The organism is Phycicoccus jejuensis (genome assembly GCF_044797865.1).
Classification (GTDB): Bacteria; Actinomycetota; Actinomycetes; order Actinomycetales; family Dermatophilaceae; genus Phycicoccus; species Phycicoccus jejuensis.
Genome location: NZ_CP085209.1, coordinates 3860512 through 3879605, shown reverse-complemented (window position 1 = coordinate 3879605; position 19094 = coordinate 3860512). Strand labels below are relative to the sequence as shown.

The window sequence follows — 19094 nt, the reverse complement described above, 5'->3', positions numbered from 1 at the left end:
CTCCGACGCGCCTCACGGCGGTCACCGTCACGCACCGGTCCGCTCACGGTCCGGTGACCCGGCCGTGACCTCGTCGTGAGGTCCACCGGACGGGCTCTCGGGCAGCCGGAGCCGTGCCCGGGCACCGCCACCGGCGGGGTTGTCGAGCTCGAGCGTCGCCCCGAGCACGCGGGCCTGCCCGGTGGCGATGACGAGCCCGAGGCCGTGCCCGTCGCCGGCGGTCCGGCTGTGCCGCAGCCGCTGAGGGCCCTCGCGGAGCAGCGACGCCTCGAAGCCGGGGCCGTGGTCCCGCACCTCCACGACCCGACCGTCCTGGACGACCTCGACCGGGGGTGCCCCGTGCCGCAGGGCGTTGCGGACGAGGTTGCTGACGACCCGGTCGACGCGGCGCGGGTCGGTGACCACCTCGGCCCCGCCGCCGGTGCGGACGGTGACGGCGCCCTCCGGCAGCTCCCCTGACGCGACGCCGCGGCGGACCACGCGGTGCACGACCTCGCCGAGGTCCACCTGCTCGGCGAGGGCCTGCTCGCGACCACCGTCGAGGCGGGCGACCTCGAGCAGCTCCTCGACCAGGGCGGCGAGGGCGCGGGCCCGGTCCCGCACGAGATCGGCTGCGCGTGAGGGCTCGAGCAGCTCGGCCGCGGTCAGCAGACCGGTCACGGGGGTGCGCAGGCCGTGGGCGACGTCGGCGGTGAAGCGCTGCTCGGCGCGGACCCGGTCGGCCAGCCGGGCGGCCATCGCGTCGACGGCGTCGGCCAGCGCGCCGACCTCGTCGTGCCGCTCGCCGATGACGCGGCGCAGCGACGCGGGGTCACCGCCGGAGGCCACACCGCGCGCGGTGTCCGCGGCCCGGCGCAGGCGCTGCGCCAGCCGTCCGGCGGTCACCCAGCCGACGAGCCCGGCGACGAGGACGACGACCGCCCCGGCGAGCAGCAGCGCGCGGTCGACCTGCGCGACCGTGCCGTCGGCCGGGACGAACCGCGTCCGCGTCGAGAGGACCACCTCGCCGTCCCGCGCCGCCGCCCACACCGTCCGCACCGAGCCACCGGTCACGAGAGTGGCGCGGGCGCCGTCGGCACGCACCGCGTCGCGCAGCTCGGCCGGGACGGACGGGTCGTCGACGCGCGCGTCGAAGGCGAGCAGCCCGGTGGCCGTCCGGACGTCGACGGCGGCGGAGATCCGGTCGGCGGCCGTGCGCCGGGCGGTGTCGACCTGCTCGCGCAGGACGAGGAGGTGGACGGCGACCCCGAGCGCGGCCACCGCGGCGAGGGCGACGACGATGACGGCCGTCGCGATCCGGCCGCGCAGGCCGCGCGCCCGCCGGCTCACCGCACCAGCCGGTAGCCGAAGCCGCGGACGGTCTCGACCCGGTCGGCGCCGACCTTGGAGCGCAGCCGCTGGACGTGGACGTTGACGACGTGGTCGTCGTCCTCGGTGTCGCCGTAGCCCCAGACCCGTTCCAGCAGCGCCCGACGCGAGAGCACGCGGCCGGGCTCGTCGGCGAGCTCGAGGAAGAGGCGCATCTCGGTCGGGGTGAGGCGCAGCACCTCGTCGCCGCGGCGCAGCTGGACGGCCCGGCGGTCCAGGACGAGGTCGCCGAAGGTCTCCGGGCCCGTCCCGTCGGCGGACGAGGGAGAGGGCTCGGTGGCGGTGGGCGCCCGGTCGGCGGCGGACCGGCGCAGGGCGTTGCGCAGCCGGGCCCGCAGGACCTGCACGTCGAAGGGCTTGGTCACGTAGTCGTCCGCGCCGGCCTCGAGCCCGCCCACGACGTCGAGGCTGTCGGTGCGCGCCGAGACGAGGACGACGGGCACCTGGTCGCTCTCGCGGATGCGCCGCGTCAGGCTCGCGCCGTCGAGGCCGGGGAGCATCACGTCCGACACGACGAGGTCGAACGGCGGTGCGGCACAGCGCCAGGCATCCCACGCCTCCAGCCCGTCGGTGTGCCAGACGACGTCGTAGCCGTCGCGCTCGAGGTGGGCGGCCGTGGCCTCCCCGATGACGGCGTCGTCCTCGACGAGGAGGACGCGGCGCCGTCCGGTCGCGGTGGTGCTCTCGCTCACGCGGCCACAGTAGGCGCGACGTCGCGCCCCGTGGCCCGACGGGACGCCGGCGGTGCTCGACACGGCGCGCGGGCGGTGCCATCGTCGGGGTCATGACCGACGACGCGGTCGTGGTCGACGACCTCCGGGTGGTCCGGGGCGGGCGCGAGGTGATCCCCGGCCTGTCGATGACCGTGCCGCGCGGCGAGATCGTCGGGCTCCTCGGTCCGAGCGGTGGCGGCAAGTCGACGCTGATGCGGGCCGTCGTCGGCGTCCAGGTCGTCGCGAGCGGCACGGTGACGGTGCTCGGCGAGCCCGCCGGCTCGCCCGCGCTGCGGCGCAGGGTCGGCTACCTCACGCAGGCCCCGAGCGTCTACGCCGACCTCACCGTGCGCGAGAACGTCCGCTACCTCGCCCGGGTCGTCGGCGCCGACGCCGCGGCCGCCGAGCGCGCCATCGCCGCCGTCGACCTGACCGACCACGCGGACGCGCGGGCCGGGGCGCTCTCGGGCGGGCAGCTGTCGCGGGCCGGGCTGGCGTGCACGCTCGTCGGCGACCCGGACGTCCTCGTGCTCGACGAGCCGACCGTCGGCCTCGACCCCGTGCTGCGCCGCGACCTGTGGCGCATCTTCCGTGGGCTCGCCGCCGACGGCCGCACCCTCCTCGTCTCCAGCCACGTGATGGACGAGGCCGTCCGCTGCGACCGGCTCGTGCTGCTGCGGGCCGGACGGGTGCTCAGCGACTCGACGCTGCCCGGTCTCCTGGAGCGCACCGGCACCACCGACGCGGAGTCGGCCTTCCTCGCCCTCGTCGACGCCGACGACGGGCGGGCCGTCGACCCACCGCCGGAGGGCTACCGGGGACGGCACGCGGGGGAGGGGTCGTGAACGCGCGCATCACGCTCGCGACCGCCGCGCGCATCCTGCGCCAGCTGCGCGGCGACCACCGCACCGTCGCCCTCATGCTCGTCGTCCCCTGCGTGCTCCTCGGCCTGCTGGCCTGGCTCTACGCCGACTCCCCGGTCGACGTCTTCGACTCCGTCGGGCCCGCGCTGCTCGGCGTCTTCCCGCTCGTCGTCATGTTCATCGTCACGAGCATCGCGACCCTGCGCGAGCGCACGTCGGGCACGCTCGAGCGGCTGCTCACGACGCCGCTGGGCAAGGGCGATCTCATGCTCGGCTACGCCCTGGCCTTCGGCGTGATGGCGCTCGTCCAGGCCGTCGTCGCCAGCGCGTTCGCGGTGTGGGTGTGCGGGCTCGGCGTCGCCGGCCCGCTGTGGCTGCTCGTCGTCATCGCGGTCGTCGACGCGGTCCTCGGCACGGCGCTCGGCCTGCTCGCGAGCGGGTTCGCGCGCACCGAGTTCCAGGCCGTGCAGTTCATGCCCGCGTTCGTCCTGCCGCAGTTCCTGCTCTGCGGCCTCATCGTGCCGCGCGACCGGATGCCCGGGGTGCTCGAGGCGGTGTCGGACGTCCTGCCGCTGTCGTACGCCGTGGACGCGATGAAGGACGTGGCGACGCGGACCGAGCCGCTCGGCGACGTGCTGCCGAGCCTCGGGGTGATGCTGGTCTGGATCGTCGTCGCGCTCGTCCTCGGCAGCCTGACCCTGCGCCGCCGCACCCCCTGATCCCGGCCGCGCCTCAGGGGGTCGCGATCTCGAAGTGCTGGTAGTCCTTGAGCCTCGTGTAGTCGCCGCCCCACGTGAACCCGCGGGCCGCGAACGCGCGGACCACCTCGTCGCCCGCGACGACCATCCCCGGGCGCACGTCGGTGCGGTCCAGGTAGGCAGACCCGGCGGTCGGCAGCACGAGGTCGCCCTTGACGTAGGGGTTCTCGATGGTGTTGACGTCGATCGCCTTGCCGTAGCTGTGGATCGAGAAGCGATCGGTCGTCCCGGTGATCGGCCGGCAGTTGAACGCCGAGGTGTTGTCCGCGGCCATCGAGGCGTCGTCGTCGGCGTCGTAGCGCTCGATGAGCTCCATCCGCCGGATCGGGAAGCGGTCGCGGTAGAGGTCGCCGAAGACATGGGCCACGTCGCGGGCGACGTCCTCGTGCACCATGAGCCGCCCGAGGTGCGGGCGGTCGTCGAAGCCCCAGTACGTCATCGTGACGATCCGCAGGTCCTCGATCGGGACGGGGCACCCCGGCTTCCAGCTGACCCCGACCATCGTGGCGCGCGTCCGGCGGTCGACCGGCGTGACGACCGCGAGGAAGGGCAGGTGGTGGCCCGGGCGCCAGTGGGCGACCGCCCGGTCGAGGCCTGCCGCGGAGGCGGCCGCGACGTCGGGCGACGACGGCCGGGCGGTCGCCGGCGCGGCGAGGGCCGCGAGGAGGGCGGTGGCGGTGGCGAGGACGGCGGTGGGGCGCAGGCGCATCGGTGGGCCTTCCGGAGCAGGGGGTCGGACGGACCCGGCCACGCTAGGCGCGCACCGCCCGCCGCGCGCGTCGAGCGGTCTCGGGCGCCCCTGCGGTCCGGGGCGGGCCCGCGGCCGGGCTAGCCTGCTCGTCGTGGACGCCTCCGACCTGCTCCGTGGAGCCCTGCTCCAGATCTCCGGCTCCGACGCGGTGCGCACCGCCGTGACGAAGGCGCCGGTCAGCCGGTCGGTCGTCCAGCGCTACGTCGCCGGGGACCTCGTCCCCGAGGCCGTCGCCGTCACCGGCGAGCTGCGCGGCACCAACCGCCTCGCGACGATCGACTACCTCGGCGAGGACGTCACCGACCGCGCGCAGGCCGAGCGCACCCGCGACACCTACCTCGCGCTCCTCGACGCGCTCGCCGAGGCCGACCTCGCCCGCTTCGGCGCGGCCGAGGTCAGCGTCAAGCTGAGCGCCGTCGGGCAGGCCATCCCCGGCGACGGGGACGCCATCGCCCTCGAGAACGCCCGCGCCATCTGCGAGGCGGCCGACCGCGCCGGGACGACCGTGACCCTCGACATGGAGGACCACACGACGACCGACCGCACCCTCGAGGCCGTGCGCGCGCTGCGCGCCGACTTCCCGTGGGTCGGGGCGGTCCTCCAGGCCTACCTCCACCGCACCGAGGCCGACTGCCGCGACCTCGCCGGCCCCGGCAGCCGGGTGCGGCTGTGCAAGGGCGCCTACAAGGAGCCCGCGTCCGTCGCCTACCAGGACGGCGGCGAGGTCGACCTCTCCTACGTCCGTTGCCTCAAGGTGCTCATGGCCGGCGAGGGCTACCCGATGGTCGCCAGCCACGACCCCCGCCTCGTCGAGATCGCCGAGGCGCTCGCGTCGCACCACGGTCGCACGCCCGACTCCTACGAGTTCCAGATGCTCCTCGGTGTGCGCTCCACCGAGCAGAAGCGGATCGCCGACCGCGGCCACCAGATGCGCGTCTACCTGCCCTTCGGCGAGGACTGGTACGGCTACCTCGTGCGCCGGCTCGCCGAGCGGCCGGCCAACCTGCGCTTCTTCCTGCGCTCGCTCGCCGGCAGCAGCTGAAACCCCCGCGCCGCCGACGCGGCCGGACGGCATACTCGGCGCCATGGCCACGACTGCGATCTTCGGTGCCGGTGTCATGGGCGAGACGCTCCTCTCGGGGCTGCTCCGCGCAGGGCGGCCGGCCGACTCCCTCGTCATCACCGAGCGCCGGGCCGACCGCGCCGCCGAGCTGACCGAGCGCTACGGGGTGCGCGTCCTCGAGAACGCCGAGGCCGCCGCCGCCGCGAGCACGCTCGTCCTCGTCGTCAAGCCGCAGGACATGGGGGCGCTCCTCGACGAGATCGCGCCGCACGTCGAGCCCGGTGACCTCGTCGTCAGCCTCGCGGCCGGCATCACGACCTCGTTCGTCGAGTCCCGTCTGCCGCAGGGCCGTTCGGTCGTCCGGGTGATGCCCAACACGCCGGCCCTCGTCGACCAGGGGATGGCCGCCGTCTCGGCCGGGGCGCACTGCGGGCCCGAGCACCTCACCGAGGCGCAGTCGCTGCTCGCCGCGACGGGCAAGGTCCTCGAGGTCCCCGAGAAGCTCCAGGACGCCGTCACCGCCATCTCCGGCAGCGGCCCGGCCTACATCTTCTACGTCGTCGAGGCGATGATCGAGGCCGGCGTCGTCCTCGGCATGCCGCGCTCGACGGCCACCGAGCTCGTCGTCCAGACCCTCTTCGGCGCCGCGACGATGATCAAGGAGACCGGCCAGCACCCGACCGTCCTGCGCGAGCAGGTCACCTCGCCGGGCGGCACGACCGCGGCCGCGCTGCGCGTCATGGACGACCACAAGGTGCGGGCCGCGTTCATCAGCGCGATGGAGGCCGCTGCCACCCGCAGCCGCGAGCTCGCCGGTGGCTGAGGCGGCGCCGGGCGTGCACCCCGGCCTGCGGGTGGAGCCGGTCACCGACGCCACGTGGCGCGCCTACCGCGACGTGCGCCAGGCCGCCCTCATCGACAGCCCGCGCGCCTTCTGGACGACGTACGCGCAGAGCGCGGCCCGCACCGACGACGACTGGCGCGCGCTCGTGGCCACCGGCCCGGCGCTGTGGCTCGCCTGGGACCTCGACCGCCCGGTCGGCACCGTCGGCCTCGCCCACGGCGAGGACCAGCCGGACGACGAGGTGTACCTCGTCGGGATGTGGGTGGCCGGCGCCGCCCGGGGGAGCGGCGCCGCCGCCGACCTCGTCGACGCCGCGCTGGCGCGGGCCCGCGCCGACGGCCGGCGCCGCGTCGTCCTCGACGTCGCCCGCGAGAACTCCCGGGCGCTGCGCTTCTACCTGCGGCGCGGCTTCGCCCTCACCGGTGAGACCGGGACGATGCCGTGGGACCCCACGTGCGTCGAGGAGCGGATGGTCCTCGAGCTCGCGTGACGGACCCGGGGCGCACCCGCTGTTCACCTCCCCGGTTGCCGCACACCGTGGGTGTCGTGGGAGAGTGACGGCCATGAGCGACATCACGGTCCGCACCCTGGGCGCCGAGGAGTGGGAGCACTACCGCTCCATGCGCCTCACGGCGCTGCGCGAGTCGCCCGAGGCGTTCGTCGCCTCCCACGACGAGGAAGAGGCCGAACCCGAGGACTTCTGGCGCGCCCGGATGGAGCGCTCGACCCGCCTGCTCGCCGAGCGCGACGGCGAGCCCCTCGGCATCGCCAGCGTCGGGGACGTCGACGAGGACCGCCCGGACCACGCCCAGCTCTTCGGCCTCTTCGTCACCCCGGCGGCCCGGGGCACCGGCGTCGCGGCCGCGCTCGTGCGGGCCGCCTCGCGCGTCGCCGCCGAGGACGGCCGCCGCCAGCTCCTCTACTGGGTCGGCACCGACAACGGTCGCGCCGTGGCCTTCGCCAGCAGCTTCGGCTTCCGTCCGACCGAGAGCCGCCGTCCGATGCGCGTCGTCTCCGAGGACGACGGCGAGGAGGAGGTCGCGATGACCCTCTCCCTCGCCGGTGACCGCGGGGGCATCCCCAGCGCGATCTGAGCCCGGCCGGCCCGGTTACGGCCGGGCGGCCAGCCGCTCGATGAGCGTCGTCGGCCCGCTGACGATGAGCGTGTCGTGGGCCGAGACCTTGGTCGTCGGCACCGCGTAGGTGAAGTCCTCGCCGGGCGCCTTGACGCCGACGACGGTGACGCCGTACTTGCTGCGGACCTGGCTCTGCTCGAGCGTGAACCCGATCGTCTCGGTCGGCGGCCGCATCTTGACGATGGCGAAGCCGTCGTCGAACTCGATGTAGTCCTGCATCCGCCCGCCGACGAGGTGGGCCACGCGCCGGCCGGTGTCGGCCTCGGGACGCACGATGTGGTGCACGCCGATCCGGTCGAGGATGCGGGCGTGCTCCGGCGAGAGCGCCTTGGCCCAGATGGCCGGCACCTGCGCGTCGACGAGGTTGGCCGCCGCGAGCACCGAGGCCTCGACCGAGGACCCGATGGCGACGACGGCGATCTGGAAGCGGCCGGCCTTCGCGTCGCGGATGACGCCGGCGTCGCTGGCGTCGCCGTGGACGACCTGCGAGATGCGGCCGAGGAACTTCTCGGCGAGGAAGCCGTCCTTCTCGATGGCGGTGACCTTGTGCCCGAGCCGTCGCAGCTCGAGGGCCGCCGCGGCGCCGAAGCGGCCGAGGCCGATGATGAGGACCTCGTCGTCGCGGGCGTTCCTGCCCATGGGTGCGTTCCTCCCGGTGGTGGGTCCGTGCGGTCCCAGCCTGCCACGGACCGACCACCGAGTAGCGTGCAGCCATGGCCCCACGGACGAGCGTCATCTGGGATGACGTGTTCACCGCCTACGACTTCGGTCCCGGCCACCCGATGGGCCCCGTCCGCCTCGACCTCACGACGCGCCTCGCGCGCTCCCTCGGCGTCCTCGACCACGTCGACCTCGTGAGCCCCGGTGTGGCGGTCGACGACCTGCTCGCGACCGTCCACGACCCCGCCTACGTCGAGGCGGTCAAGGTCGCCTCGGCCGACCCGGCGCGGGCCGACGTGCACCGCGGCCTGGGGACCGACGACGACCCGGCCTTCCGGGGGATGCACGAGGCCTCGGCCCGGATCGTCCAGGGCACCGTCGAGGTCTGCCGGCGCGTCTGGGAGGGCGAGGCCGAGCACGGCGTCAACTACTGCGGTGGCCTGCACCACGCGATGCGCACGCACGCGAGCGGCTTCTGCATCTACAACGACATCGCCGTCGGCATCCAGTGGCTGCTCGACCACGGCGCCGAGCGCGTCGCCTACGTCGACATCGACGTCCACCACGGCGACGGCGTCGAGCGCGCGTTCTGGAACGACCCGCGGGTGATGACGATCTCGCTCCACGAGAGCGGCCAGCACCTCTTCCCCGGCACCGGGTGGCCGGCCGACGTCGGCGGGCCCGACGCGCGCGGCACGGTCGCCAACGTCGCCCTGCCCCCGGGCACCGGCGACGCGTCGTGGCTGCGGGCCATCGACTCGGTCGTGCCGCACCTGGTGCGCGCCTTCGCGCCGGACGTCCTCGTGACCCAGCACGGCTGCGACACCCACCTCGAGGACCCGCTCGCGCACCTCGCCATCACCGTCGACGCGCAGCGGCGCGCCCACGACGAGCTGCACTCGCTGGCCCACGAGGTGTGCGGCGGGCGCTGGGTCGCGCTCGGCGGCGGGGGCTACGAGCTCGTCGACGTCGTGCCGCGCTCGTGGACGCACCTGACGGCGATCGCGGCGCACGCGCCGGTCGACGTGCAGACGCCGGTCCCGCAGGACTGGCTCGACCACGTCGAGTCGCTGCTCGGGCGGCCCGGGCCGCGCCGGATGGGCGACCTGCCGAAGGACCGGCTCCCGATCTGGGTGCAGCCGTGGGGGACGGGGCACAACCCGGACAGCCCGCTCGACCGCGCGGTGTTCGCGACCCGGCAGGCCGTCTTCCCGCTGCACGGCCTCGACCCCTGGTTCGACTGATGCCCGCACGCCCCGGGGTCGGCCGTCCGGCCGGGGCCGAGCGCCCGAGCGGGGGTTCGGCCCATCGGCTCGACACGCCGAAATTCTGCTGTCGCAGACGGCGTGTCGGCTGGACAACGTCCACGAGTGCGTTCATTCCCCTTCACAGTGGTCACAACTGCCCCTATGGTTGCGACAGCACGCCACAGGGAGCTGTCCGGGCTGGATCCGGCACTGCGGCGAGCAGAAGATCGAGGTCCAGATGTCCACGGAGCGTCAGCTCGGCGAGGTGCGCTTCCTCACCGTCGCCGAGGTCGCCACGATCATGCGCGTCTCGAAGATGACGGTCTACCGCATGGTCCACGCCGGTGAGCTGCCGGCGATCCGGGTCGGCCGGTCCTTCCGGGTCCCGGAGGACGAGGTGCACGCGTACCTGCGCAGCTCGTTCGTCGACACCGCGTGACCCGGTCCCGCCGACCGAGGAGGGGCGCCCCGCCGGCCGGCGGGGCGCCCCTCGTGCGTCACCCGCACACCGTCTCCGGCCCCCGCGGTTTGGGGCCGGTGGGGGCCCGCCGGTAGGGTGGGCCGCCGTACCCCCGTACCACCGTGAGGAACACCCATGGGCTCTGTCATCAAGAAGCGGCGCAAGCGGATGGCGAAGAAGAAGCACCGCAAGCTGCTGCGCAAGACGCGTCACCAGCGTCGCAACAAGAAGTGACCACGCGTCACCTCTGAGCGTCGAGGGTCCCCGGCCGTTGCCGGGGACCTTTGTCGTCCCCCGGGCGCCCGGCCCGCGACCACGTCCCGGCTCCCCCTGTGGGTCCCGGGAGCGCCCCGGTAGTCTCGGTCCCGTCGGACCGGCATGGGAGGAGTCGCGGTGGCGAAGGTGGTGCTGGTCACCGGGGTGTCCCGGTACCTCGGGGGGCTGCTCGCGCGGCGGGTCGCGGCCGAGCCGGGCGTCGAGCGCGTCGTCGGCGTCGACGTCATCCCGCCGCCGCACCCCGTCCCCGGCGTCGAGTTCGTGCGCGCCGACATCCGCAACCCGATGATCTCCCGCGTCATCGAGTCCTCGGGCGTCGACACCGTCGTCCACATGAACGTCATCGCGACGCCGACCTTCGTCGGGGGCCGGACCCCGCAGAAGGAGATCAACGTCATCGGCACGATGCAGCTCCTCGCGGCGTGCCAGAAGTCCTCCACCGTGCGGCGCCTGGTCGTCAAGTCCTCTGCCGCGGTCTACGGCTCGACCCCGCGCGACCCCGCGCTGTTCACCGAGGACATGGACGCGCGCCGCACCCCGAGCAGCGGCTTCGGCAAGGACTCCATCGAGGTCGAGGGATACGTGCGCGGCTTCGCCCGGCGCCGCCCGGACGTCGACATCCTCATGCTCCGCCTCGCCAACGTCATCGGCCCGCGCATCCGCACCTCGATCACCGACTACTTCTCGATGCCGGCCGTGCCGGTCCCGCTCGGCTACGACGCCCGGATGCAGTTCCTCCACGAGGAGGACGCCATCGACGCCCTCGTGCTCGGCACCACCGGTGACGCGACCGGGGTCGTCAACGTCGCCGGCGACGGGGTGGTCACCGTCCTGCAGGCCGTCGCCCTCGCCGGCCGGCCCGCGGTCCCGCTGCCGCTCGGGAGCGCCTCGTTCGTCGGCGGCGTCACCCGCCGGCTCGGGCTCGCCGACTTCTCGCCCGACCAGATGTCCTTCCTCGCCTACGGCCGCGGCCTCGACACGACGCGGATGCGCGACCGGCTCGGGTTCGAGCCCCGGTACACGACCCGGGAGGCGTTCGAGGCCTTCGCCGCCACCCTCGGCTCGCAGGGACCGGGTCTCGGCTCGGTCGTCGACGCCGTGAGCGGGGTCGCCGGCGCCGCGAGCCAGTCGGTCCTCACGGCGCTCGGCGCCGGGAGCGTGCGCTGATGGCCGCCCGCCCGGGAGCCCTCGCGGCCGGTGCCGCGCGCGCCGGTGGCGAGCGGGCCCGCCGCCGCTCGACGCCGCTCATCGGGGCCGAGCCGGTGGCGGCCGCACCGGTGGCGGCGACGACGAGCGCGACGTCGAAGGCCACCCCGGCGAAGAAGGCCACCCCGGCGAAGAAGACCGCGCCCGCCAGGAAGGCCGCGGCGGCGAAGTCCGCTCCCGCGAGGAAGGCCGCGCCGGCGAAGAAGGCCGCTCCCGCCCCTCCCGCCCCCGTCGCGTCGGTCCGCAAGCACCGTCCGGCGCCCCGGGTCACCTCCGCCCCCTCGCCACGCGCGACGACGCAGGCGGGGGAGCGCACCGGCGCCGGCCGCCTCACCCCGCGCGAGAAGGCCCGCCGCGACGCCGCCGCGCGTCGTCCGCAGCTGCGGGTCGCCGACCCCGCCGCGCCCCGCCGCCGGGCCGCGCGACCCGCGCCGCCCGCCCCGGCCACGCCGCCGGCGGCCGCCCCGCCGCTGGCCGCCGTGCCCCCGCTCGACCCCACCACCGCGTCGGCGCCCGGCCGCTCCGGCCTGCCGGTGCCCGACCTCGCCGACGTCCTCGACGCGCTCGTCGTCGGCCTGCGGGTCGCGGCCGAGGCCGCCGGCGTCGCGCCCGAGGACGTGGAGCGCCGGGTCGCGCAGGTGCTCGCGTACCTGCGCCGCCGGGTCGAGGGCGACTACGACGTCGACGACTTCGGCTACGACGAGCACTTCACCGAGAACGTCTTCTACCCGATGCTCCGGCCGCTCTACCGGCACTGGTTCCGGGTCGAGGTGCGGGGCATCGAGAACATCCCGGCGGAGGGCGGCGCCCTCGTGGTCTCCAACCACTCGGGCACGATCGCGCTCGACTCGCTCATGGTGCAGCTGGCCATCCACGACGAGCACCCGCAGCACCGGACGATGCGCGCGCTGGGGGCCGACCTCGTCTTCCAGACCCCGTTCGTCGGGACGATGGCCCGCCGCTCCGGCTCGACCCTCGCCGCGAGCGAGGACGCCGCGCGTCTCTTCGGCCGCGGCGAGCTCGTCGGCGTCTTCCCCGAGGGCTTCAAGGGCACCGGCAAGCCCTTCAGCGAGCGCTACAAGCTGCAGCGCTTCGGCCGCGGTGGCTTCGTCTCCGCGGCGCTCGCCGCCGGGGTGCCCATCGTCCCGTGCTCGGTCGTCGGCGCCGAGGAGACCTACCCGATCATCGGCAACATGGGCAGCCTGGCGCGGCTGCTCGGCCTGCCGTACGCGCCGGTGACCCCGACCTTCCCGTGGCTCGGCCCGCTGGGGATGGTCCCGCTGCCGAGCAAGTGGATCATCGAGTTCGGCGCCCCGATCGACACCTCCGGCCACGACGAGGGGGCCGCCGAGGACCCCATGCTCGTCTTCGACCTCACCGACCAGGTGCGCGAGACCATCCAGCAGACCCTCTACACGCTGCTCATGCAGCGTCGGTCGGTCTTCTTCTGAGCGCCGTGGGTACCGCGCCGTGAGCACCCCCGAGCCCCGCGTGACCCTCGTGACCCGCGAGGGCTGTCACCTGTGCACGAGCGCCCGCGAGACGGTCGCCCGGGTGTGCGCCGACCTCGGCGTCGGGTGGCGCGAGCTCGACGTCGACGGCGACCTCGACCTGCTCGGACGCTGGTCGGAGGAGGTGCCGGTCACCCTCGTCGACGGGCGCCAGCACGACTTCTGGCGGGTCGACGAGACCCGGCTGCGGGCGGCCCTCGCGACCCCGCCCCGAGGGGAAGCATCCGGCCAGACCGGACGTTGAGCGCACTAGCACATCGTCGTCGTGAGGCACGTCACCGGGGTCCCGCGCAACTTTGTGCCTCCCTTCACAAAGTCGTAGGCTGACCGGGTTCCGCGGGCGACCGTGCGGCGTCTCGCCGTGCCTCTCGCCGCAGCCCGTGACCCGCGAAAGGAGTCGGTGACCGCCTGTGTCCACCGCAGCAGCCACCCGCCGGGGCATCCCGGACGCGTCGGTGGCCCGTCTGCCCGGGTACCTGCGAGCCCTCACCGCCCTCGCCGACGCCGGCATCGCCTCGGTCAGCTCCGAGGAGCTGGCCGGCGCCGCCGGGGTCAGCTCGGCGATGCTCCGCAAGGACCTCTCGCACCTCGGCAGCTACGGCGTGCGCGGGGTCGGGTACGACGTCGAGCGGCTCGCCTCCGAGATCGCCGCGGCGCTCGGGCTGACCCAGGACTGGCCGGTCGCCATCGTCGGGATGGGCAACCTCGGGCGGGCGCTCGCCGCCTACCGCGGGTTCGCCGAGCGCGGCTTCCGGGTCATCGCCCTGCTCGACCGCGACCCGCGGGTCGTCGGCGAGGAGGTGTCGGGCCGCGTCGTGCGCCCGATGACCGACCTCGCGACGCTCGTGCGCGACGAGGGGCTCTCGGTCGGCGTCATCGCCACCGCCTCCGACGGCGCGCAGGACGCCTGCGACGCGCTCGTCGCGGCCGGCATCCGCTCCGTGCTCAACTTCGCGCCGGTGCTGCTGTCGGTCCCCGAGGACGTCGCCGTGCGCACCGTCGACCTCTCGACCGAGCTCCAGATCCTCGCCTTCCACGGCCAGCGCAACGCCGTCGCCGAGGCGGTGGCGCCGTGAGCCTCGTCGTCCTCGGCCTCTCCCACCACGGGGCGCCCCTCGGGCTGCTCGAGTCGGTGGCCCTCGACGGTCCCGCCGCGACCGACCTCGAGACCGCCGTCCTGCGCTCGGAGCACGTCACCGAGGCGGTCGTCCTCTCGACGTGCAACCGCACCGAGGTCTACGCCGAGAGCCTGACCTTCCACGGCGCGCTCGTCGACATCACCAACGCTCTCGCACAGGCCTGTTCGGTCGACCGCGCCGAGCTGCAGCCCCACCTGTACGTGCACTACGAGGACCGCGGCATCGCGCACGCCTTCACCGTCGCGGCCGGCCTGGACTCGATGGCCGTCGGCGAGGCGCAGATCCTCGGTCAGGTGCGCCGCAGCCTCTCGCGCGCCCAGAAGCACGGCCACGTCGGTCCGGCGCTCAACGGGCTGCTCCAGCAGGGCCTGCGCGTCGCCAAGCGCGTCCACTCCGAGACCGAGATCGACCTCGTGAGCGGCTCCCTCGTGCAGGCGGGCATCACCCGCGCCGAGGCCGTGCTCGGGGGCCTCGGCGCCCGGTCCGTCCTCGTCGTCGGCGCCGGCGGGATGGGCGCGCTCGCCGCGACCACGGTCTCGCGCCACGGCGCTCGCGAGGTCGTCGTCGTCAACCGCAACCCCGACCGTGCGGTCGGGGTCGCCGAGCGGGTCGGCGGTCGCGCCCGCCCGCTCGCCGAGCTGACGGAGGCGCTCGCGGACGCCGACCTCGTCATCGCCTCGACCGGCGCGCGGGGCCAGGTCGTCACGGCCGAGCACGTCGCCGCCGCCCTCGCCACCCGCGGCGGACGCCCGCAGGTCTACGTCGACCTCGCCCTGCCGCACGACGTCGAGCTCGACGTCGACGCCCTCGAGGGCGCCACCCGGGTCGGTCTCGCCGAGCTCGGTGAGGACCTCGCCGAGGCCGGCTCCGCCCCGCAGGTCGCCGTCGCGCGCGAGCTCGTCACCGCCGAGGTCGCCGCCTACCTCCTCCAGCGCTCCGCGCAGGCCGTCGCCCCCACCGTCACCGCGCTGCGCGCCCGCGCCGGCGAGGTCGTCGACGCCGAGCTGACCCGCCTCGAACGACGCACGCCCGGCCTCGACGACCACGAGCGGGCCGAGGTCCGCCGCGCCGTCGAGCGCGTCGTCGACAAGCTGCTCCACACCCCGACCGTCCGGGTCAAGGAGCTCGCCCGCGACGGCCAGGGCGGCAGCTACGCCCGCGCCCTCTCGGACCTGTTCGACCTCGACCCGCGCGACGTCTCGCTCGTCTCGGCGCCGCCGGCCATCCCGGGGGAGGACGCATGACCGCGCTGCGCCTCGGCACCCGCCGCTCCGCCCTCGCGACGACCCAGTCCTCCTGGGTCGCCGACCGGCTGCGCGCCCTCGGGCACGAGGTCGAGCTCGTCGAGATCACGACCGAGGGCGACCGCGACCGCACGACCCCGCTCGCCCAGCTCGGCGGCACCGGCGTCTTCGTCTCCGCGCTGCGCGAGGCGCTCGCCGACGGCCGGGTCGACCTCGCCGTCCACTCGCTCAAGGACCTCCCGACCGCGCCCGACCCCCGCGTCGACGTCGCCGCCGTTCCCGTCCGCGAGGACGTCCGCGACGCCCTCGTCGCGCGCGACGGCCTGACCCTCGGCGAGCTGCCGGCCGGTGCCACCGTCGGCACCGGCTCGCCGCGCCGCCGCGCGCAGCTCGAGGCCCTCGGCCTCGGCCTGGTCCTCACCGACCTGCGCGGCAACGTCGACACCCGGCTGCGCGCCGTGCACGAGGGCCGGCTCGACGCCGTCGTCCTCGCGGCGGCCGGCCTGCGCCGGCTCGGCCGGGCCGACGAGGTGACCGAGCTGCTCGACCCGCTCCAGGTGCTGCCGGCCCCCGGCCAGGGCGCCCTCGCGGTCGAGGTCCGCCGCGACGACGACGCCACGCGCGCCGCCGTCGCCCCGCTTGAGGACGCCGACGCCCGCGCCTGCGTCACCGCCGAGCGCACCCTGCTCGCCGAGCTCGAGGCCGGGTGCTCTGCCCCGGTCGGCGCGCTCGCCGAGGTCGTCGAGGGGGTGGACGGGCCCGAGCTGTCCCTGCGGGCCGTCGTCGCCGCCCCCGACGGCTCCCACGACCTGCGCCGGTCCCTGACCGGTGACCCCGCCGAGGCCGCAGACCTCGGCCGGAGGACGGCCCGCCTCCTCCTCGAGGACGGCGCCGCCGACCTCATGCCCACGTCCACCGACCGATCCGTCACGGAGCGTGCCCAGTGAGCCCCACGCGCTCGTCCACCCGCCCCTCCCGCGCCCCCGCGCGCGTCGCCTTCGTCGGCGGCGGGCCGGGCGACCCCGGCCTGCTCACGGTGCGTGCCGTCGAGCTGCTCGCCGCGGCCGACGCCGTCGTCATCGACCAGGTCGCCCGCGAGGCGATCGCCCTGCGGCACGCCCGCGAGGACGTCGAGGTCGTCGACGCCGGTCACGGCGACCAGGGCGAGGCCCTGACCCAGGCCTCGCGCGCCAAGCTCGTCGTCAAGGCGGCCAAGGCGCACGCCGGCGGCCTCGTCGTCCGCCTCATGTACGGCGACCCGGCCGTCTTCAACGGGCTGGCCGAGGAGGCGCAGGCGCTCGTCAAGGCCGGCATCTCCTTCGAGGTCGTGCCCGGTGTCAGCAGCCTGAGCGCGGTGCCGGCCTACGCCGGCGTGCCGCTCACGGCCAAGTCCACCTCGGCCGTCCACGTCGTCGTCGCCGGTCCCGGTGCGCCGGCCGTCGCCGGCGGGGTCGACGCCTCGGTCACCGTCGTCGTCCTCGGCGCCCCGGACCGCGCTGCCGTCGCGCTCCGGGCGCTGCTCGACGCCGGCCGTGACGCCGCGACCCCGGTCGCCCTCACCGAGCGCGGCACGACGACCGAGCAGCGCACGCTCGTCACGACCCTCGGCGAGGCGCCCGGCGTCATGGCCGACAGCCGCTTCCCCGTCCTCGCCGTCGTCGGTGACACCGTCCGGATGCGCGACGCCCTCTCGTGGTTCGAGACCAAGCCGCTCTACGGCTGGTCGGTCCTCGTGCCGCGCACGAAGGAGCAGTCGGGCACGATGACCGCCCGCCTCGAGCACCACGGCGCGCACGCCGAGATCGTCCCGACCATCTCGGTCGAGCCGCCGCGCACGCCGCAGCAGCTGGAGCGCGCCGTCAAGGGCATGGTCACCGGACGCTACGAGTGGGTCGGCTTCACGTCGGTCAACGCCGTGCGCGCCATCCGCGAGAAGTTCGACGAGTTCGGGCTCGACGCGCGCTCCTTCGCCGGTCTCAAGGTCGCCGCCGTCGGTGGCGTCACGGCCGACGCGCTGCGCGAGTGGGGCATCAACCCCGACCTCGTGCCCACCGACGAGCAGTCCGCCCAGGGCCTGCTCGACGCGTGGCCGCCGTTCGACGCCGACCTCGACCCCATCAACCGGGTCTTCCTGCCGCGCGCCGACATCGCCACCGACACCCTCGTCGCGGGCCTGCAGGCCACCGGCTGGGAGGTCGACGACGTCACCGCCTACCGCACCGTCCGGGCCGCCCCGCCGCCCGCGCCGGTGCGCGACGCCATCAAGTCCGGGGCCTTCGACGCCGTGCTCTTCACGTCGAGCTCGACCGTGCGAAACCTCGTCGGCATCGCCGGCAAGCCGCACCCGAGCACGGTCATCGCCTGCATCGGCCCGGCCACGGCGAAGACGGCCGAGGAGCACGGCCTGCGGGTCGACGTCCTCGCGCCGGAGCCGAGCGCCGCGGCGCTCGTCGACGCGCTCGCCGACCACGGCCGCTCGATCGCCCTCGACGCCGCCGAGGCCGGCGAGGAGGTCGTGCGCCCGAGCCAGCGTCGCGCCGGCGGCCGGAAGCGCGCCACGTGACGGCGGGCCTGCCGCTGCCGGGGGCGCCGTTCCCGGTCGGCCGGCCGCGCCGGCTGCGCCGCACCCCGGCGCTGCGGCGGCTCGTCGCCGAGACGCGGCTGCACCCGGCCGAGCTCGTCCTGCCGGTCTTCGTCCGCGAGGGCATCGACGCCCCCGTCGCCATCTCGTCGATGCCGGGCGTCGTCCAGCACACGCTCGACTCGCTCGTCGAGGAGGCGCGGCGCTGCGCCGACGCCGGACTCGGCGGGATCATGCTCTTCGGTGTGCCGTCGGCCAAGGACGGTCGGGGCTCCGGCGCCGACGACCCCGACGGCATCCTCAACGTCGGGCTCTCGCGGGTCGTCGAGGCGGTCGGTGACGACCTCGTCGTCATGAGCGACCTCTGCCTCGACGAGTTCACCGACCACGGCCACTGCGGCGTGCTCGCGGCCGACGGCTCGGTCGACAACGACGCGACGCTCGAGCGCTACGCGTCGATGGCCCTCGCGCAGGCCGCGACCGGCACGCCGGTCCTCGGCCTGTCCGGGATGATGGACGGCCAGGTCGGGTACGTCCGGGCGGCCCTCGACGCTGCCGGGTACACCGACACCTCGATCCTCGCGTACGCCGCGAAGTACACCTCGGGGCTCTACGGGCCGTTCCGCGAGGCCGTGCAGTCCTCCCTCGTCGGGGACCGCGCGACCTACCAGCAGGACCCGGCCAACGGCCGCGAGGCGCTGCGCGAGCTCGAGGCCGACATCGCCGAGGGCGCCGACATCGTCATGGTCAAGCCCGCCGGGCCGCACCTCGACGTCGTCGCCGCGGCCGCCGCGGTCTCGCCGGTCCCCGTCGCGGCCTACCAGATCTCCGGCGAGTACGCCCAGATCGAGGCCGCCGCCGAGCGCGGGTGGGTCGACCGCGAGCGGGTCATGATGGAGGCGCTGCTCGGCATCCGCCGGGCCGGCGCGAGCATCATCCTCAGCTACCACGCCATCGAGGCCGCCCAGCGCCTCTGAGCGCCCACGCAGCCTGTCCAGGTGCGGGCTACACCGCAGTACGTGACGCTGAGGCGTCAGTTACTGCGGTGTAGCCCGCGCTCGGGGGGTGCCGCGTCAGTGCTCGTGGGCGTGCGGGGCCTCGCCGGTGACCGCGACCATCTCGACGGGCGTGTGCTCGAGCGCGTGCCGGGCGAGGACCTTCCCGGTGCCGAGGTCGGCGACGACGAGCTCCTTCTCCTCCGCGTCCGTGACGAAGGCGGTGACACTCGATGGTGAGTGCGGAAGTGGCTGCCGAAGCGACCACTTCCGCACTCG

The 19094-nt window shown here is 75.2% G+C and carries 22 protein-coding genes; 17 read left to right on the top strand and 5 right to left on the bottom strand.

Annotated elements, in window-relative coordinates; all coding sequences use genetic code 11:
• Positions 1-27: 27 nt before the first annotated feature.
• Entirely contained in the window at positions 28-1329 is a 1302-nt protein-coding gene (locus tag LG324_RS18440; RefSeq protein WP_404350289.1) for an ATP-binding protein, read from the bottom strand.
• On the bottom strand, positions 1326-2060 hold the full coding sequence (locus tag LG324_RS18435) for a response regulator (RefSeq protein WP_404350287.1): 735 nt from the start codon (positions 2058-2060) through the stop codon (positions 1326-1328). Before LG324_RS18435 ends, LG324_RS18440 begins: the two co-directional genes overlap by 4 nt.
• Before the next feature lie 92 nt (positions 2061-2152).
• Between LG324_RS18435 and LG324_RS18430 the strand changes: the two genes are divergently transcribed.
• Both LG324_RS18430 and LG324_RS18425 read left to right on the top strand, forming a co-directional pair.
• A complete protein-coding gene (locus tag LG324_RS18430; RefSeq protein ID WP_404350284.1) occupies positions 2153-2926 on the top strand; it encodes an ABC transporter ATP-binding protein in 774 nt (257 codons plus the stop codon).
• Complete coding sequence (locus LG324_RS18425; protein WP_404350282.1) at positions 2923-3663, top strand: ABC transporter permease; 741 nt, start codon at positions 2923-2925, stop codon at positions 3661-3663. The genes LG324_RS18430 and LG324_RS18425 overlap by 4 nt, the downstream gene beginning before the upstream one ends.
• A 13-nt stretch (positions 3664-3676) precedes the next feature.
• On the opposite strand, the gene LG324_RS18420 is transcribed toward LG324_RS18425, so the two are convergent.
• Complete coding sequence (locus tag LG324_RS18420; RefSeq protein WP_404350280.1) at positions 3677-4411, bottom strand: M15 family metallopeptidase; 735 nt, start codon at positions 4409-4411, stop codon at positions 3677-3679.
• 133 nt (positions 4412-4544) lie between these two features.
• Here LG324_RS18420 and LG324_RS18415 point away from each other — a divergent pair, with 133 nt between their 5' ends.
• The 4 genes from LG324_RS18415 (at position 4545) to LG324_RS18400 (ending at position 7454) form a co-directional block, all read left to right on the top strand.
• Positions 4545-5495, top strand: coding sequence for a proline dehydrogenase family protein (locus LG324_RS18415; RefSeq protein WP_157577305.1), 951 nt, complete (start codon positions 4545-4547; stop codon positions 5493-5495).
• Positions 5496-5538: 43 nt separating this feature from the next.
• On the top strand, positions 5539-6339 hold the full coding sequence (gene proC, locus LG324_RS18410) for a pyrroline-5-carboxylate reductase (RefSeq protein ID WP_404350277.1): 801 nt from the start codon (positions 5539-5541) through the stop codon (positions 6337-6339).
• Positions 6332-6850: a GNAT family N-acetyltransferase gene (locus tag LG324_RS18405; RefSeq protein WP_404350275.1), complete on the top strand. Its 519-nt coding sequence runs from the start codon at positions 6332-6334 to the stop codon at positions 6848-6850. Before proC ends, LG324_RS18405 begins: the two co-directional genes overlap by 8 nt.
• Positions 6851-6923: 73 nt before the next feature.
• The gene (locus tag LG324_RS18400) at positions 6924-7454 is read left to right on the top strand and encodes a GNAT family N-acetyltransferase (RefSeq protein WP_030526667.1); all 531 of its coding nucleotides are present in this window, start codon (positions 6924-6926) and stop codon (positions 7452-7454) included.
• 15 nt (positions 7455-7469) lie between these two features.
• On the opposite strand, the gene LG324_RS18395 is transcribed toward LG324_RS18400, so the two are convergent.
• On the bottom strand, positions 7470-8135 hold the full coding sequence (locus LG324_RS18395; RefSeq protein WP_030526668.1) for a TrkA family potassium uptake protein: 666 nt from the start codon (positions 8133-8135) through the stop codon (positions 7470-7472).
• Positions 8136-8209: 74 nt separating this feature from the next.
• On the opposite strand from LG324_RS18395, the gene LG324_RS18390 reads away from it, so the two are divergent.
• The 11 genes from LG324_RS18390 to hemB all read left to right on the top strand — a co-directional run bounded on the left by LG324_RS18390 (position 8210) and on the right by hemB (position 18797).
• Positions 8210-9400 carry an acetoin utilization protein AcuC gene (locus LG324_RS18390; RefSeq protein WP_404350273.1) on the top strand — a complete coding sequence of 397 codons (1191 nt, stop codon included), beginning with the start codon at positions 8210-8212 and terminating at the stop codon, positions 9398-9400.
• Positions 9401-9641: 241 nt separating this feature from the next.
• Positions 9642-9842 carry a helix-turn-helix domain-containing protein gene (locus LG324_RS18385; RefSeq protein ID WP_030526670.1) on the top strand — a complete coding sequence of 67 codons (201 nt, stop codon included), beginning with the start codon at positions 9642-9644 and terminating at the stop codon, positions 9840-9842.
• 156 nt (positions 9843-9998) lie between these two features.
• Complete coding sequence (locus LG324_RS18380; protein ID WP_003792170.1) at positions 9999-10097, top strand: 30S ribosomal protein bS22; 99 nt, start codon at positions 9999-10001, stop codon at positions 10095-10097.
• Positions 10098-10256: 159 nt separating this feature from the next.
• The gene (locus LG324_RS18375; protein WP_036828709.1) at positions 10257-11306 is read left to right on the top strand and encodes an SDR family oxidoreductase; all 1050 of its coding nucleotides are present in this window, start codon (positions 10257-10259) and stop codon (positions 11304-11306) included.
• Positions 11306-12796, top strand: a complete 1491-nt coding sequence (locus LG324_RS18370; protein ID WP_404350269.1) for a lysophospholipid acyltransferase family protein — start codon at positions 11306-11308, stop codon at positions 12794-12796. The genes LG324_RS18375 and LG324_RS18370 overlap by 1 nt, the downstream gene beginning before the upstream one ends.
• 19 nt (positions 12797-12815) lie before the next feature.
• Entirely contained in the window at positions 12816-13100 is a 285-nt protein-coding gene (locus tag LG324_RS18365; RefSeq protein ID WP_036828712.1) for a glutaredoxin family protein, read from the top strand.
• Positions 13101-13266: 166 nt separating this feature from the next.
• Entirely contained in the window at positions 13267-13932 is a 666-nt protein-coding gene (locus tag LG324_RS18360) for a redox-sensing transcriptional repressor Rex (RefSeq protein WP_404350267.1), read from the top strand.
• A complete protein-coding gene (locus tag LG324_RS18355; protein WP_030526675.1) occupies positions 13929-15239 on the top strand; it encodes a glutamyl-tRNA reductase in 1311 nt (436 codons plus the stop codon). Before LG324_RS18360 ends, LG324_RS18355 begins: the two co-directional genes overlap by 4 nt.
• Entirely contained in the window at positions 15236-16186 is a 951-nt protein-coding gene (hemC, locus tag LG324_RS18350) for a hydroxymethylbilane synthase (protein WP_030526676.1), read from the top strand. Before LG324_RS18355 ends, hemC begins: the two co-directional genes overlap by 4 nt.
• Positions 16183-17802, top strand: coding sequence for a uroporphyrinogen-III synthase (locus tag LG324_RS18345; RefSeq protein ID WP_404350264.1), 1620 nt, complete (start codon positions 16183-16185; stop codon positions 17800-17802). Before hemC ends, LG324_RS18345 begins: the two co-directional genes overlap by 4 nt.
• Entirely contained in the window at positions 17799-18797 is a 999-nt protein-coding gene (gene hemB / locus LG324_RS18340) for a porphobilinogen synthase (protein ID WP_404350263.1), read from the top strand. The genes LG324_RS18345 and hemB overlap by 4 nt, the downstream gene beginning before the upstream one ends.
• Before the next feature lie 96 nt (positions 18798-18893).
• Here hemB and LG324_RS18335 read toward each other — a convergent pair whose 3' ends face one another.
• A complete protein-coding gene (locus tag LG324_RS18335; RefSeq protein WP_404350261.1) occupies positions 18894-19091 on the bottom strand; it encodes a hypothetical protein in 198 nt (65 codons plus the stop codon).
• Positions 19092-19094: the final 3 nt, after the last annotated feature.

What these genes read in the sequence shown, in the direction of transcription:
- hemC (WP_030526676.1), top strand. Translation starts at nt 15,236, where the DNA reads ATGACCGCGCTGCGCCTCGGCACCCGCCGCTCCGCCCTCGCGACGACC.
- LG324_RS18380 (WP_003792170.1), top strand. Translation starts at nt 9,999, where the DNA reads ATGGGCTCTGTCATCAAGAAGCGGCGCAAGCGGATGGCGAAGAAGAAG.
- LG324_RS18400 (WP_030526667.1), top strand. Translation starts at nt 6,924, where the DNA reads ATGAGCGACATCACGGTCCGCACCCTGGGCGCCGAGGAGTGGGAGCAC.
- LG324_RS18385 (WP_030526670.1), top strand. Translation starts at nt 9,642, where the DNA reads ATGTCCACGGAGCGTCAGCTCGGCGAGGTGCGCTTCCTCACCGTCGCC.
- LG324_RS18430 (WP_404350284.1), top strand. Translation starts at nt 2,153, where the DNA reads ATGACCGACGACGCGGTCGTGGTCGACGACCTCCGGGTGGTCCGGGGC.
- proC (WP_404350277.1), top strand. Translation starts at nt 5,539, where the DNA reads ATGGCCACGACTGCGATCTTCGGTGCCGGTGTCATGGGCGAGACGCTC.
- LG324_RS18390 (WP_404350273.1), top strand. Translation starts at nt 8,210, where the DNA reads ATGGCCCCACGGACGAGCGTCATCTGGGATGACGTGTTCACCGCCTAC.
- LG324_RS18370 (WP_404350269.1), top strand. Translation starts at nt 11,306, where the DNA reads ATGGCCGCCCGCCCGGGAGCCCTCGCGGCCGGTGCCGCGCGCGCCGGT.
- LG324_RS18395 (WP_030526668.1), bottom strand. Translation starts at nt 8,135, where the DNA reads ATGGGCAGGAACGCCCGCGACGACGAGGTCCTCATCATCGGCCTCGGC.
- LG324_RS18420 (WP_404350280.1), bottom strand. Translation starts at nt 4,411, where the DNA reads ATGCGCCTGCGCCCCACCGCCGTCCTCGCCACCGCCACCGCCCTCCTC.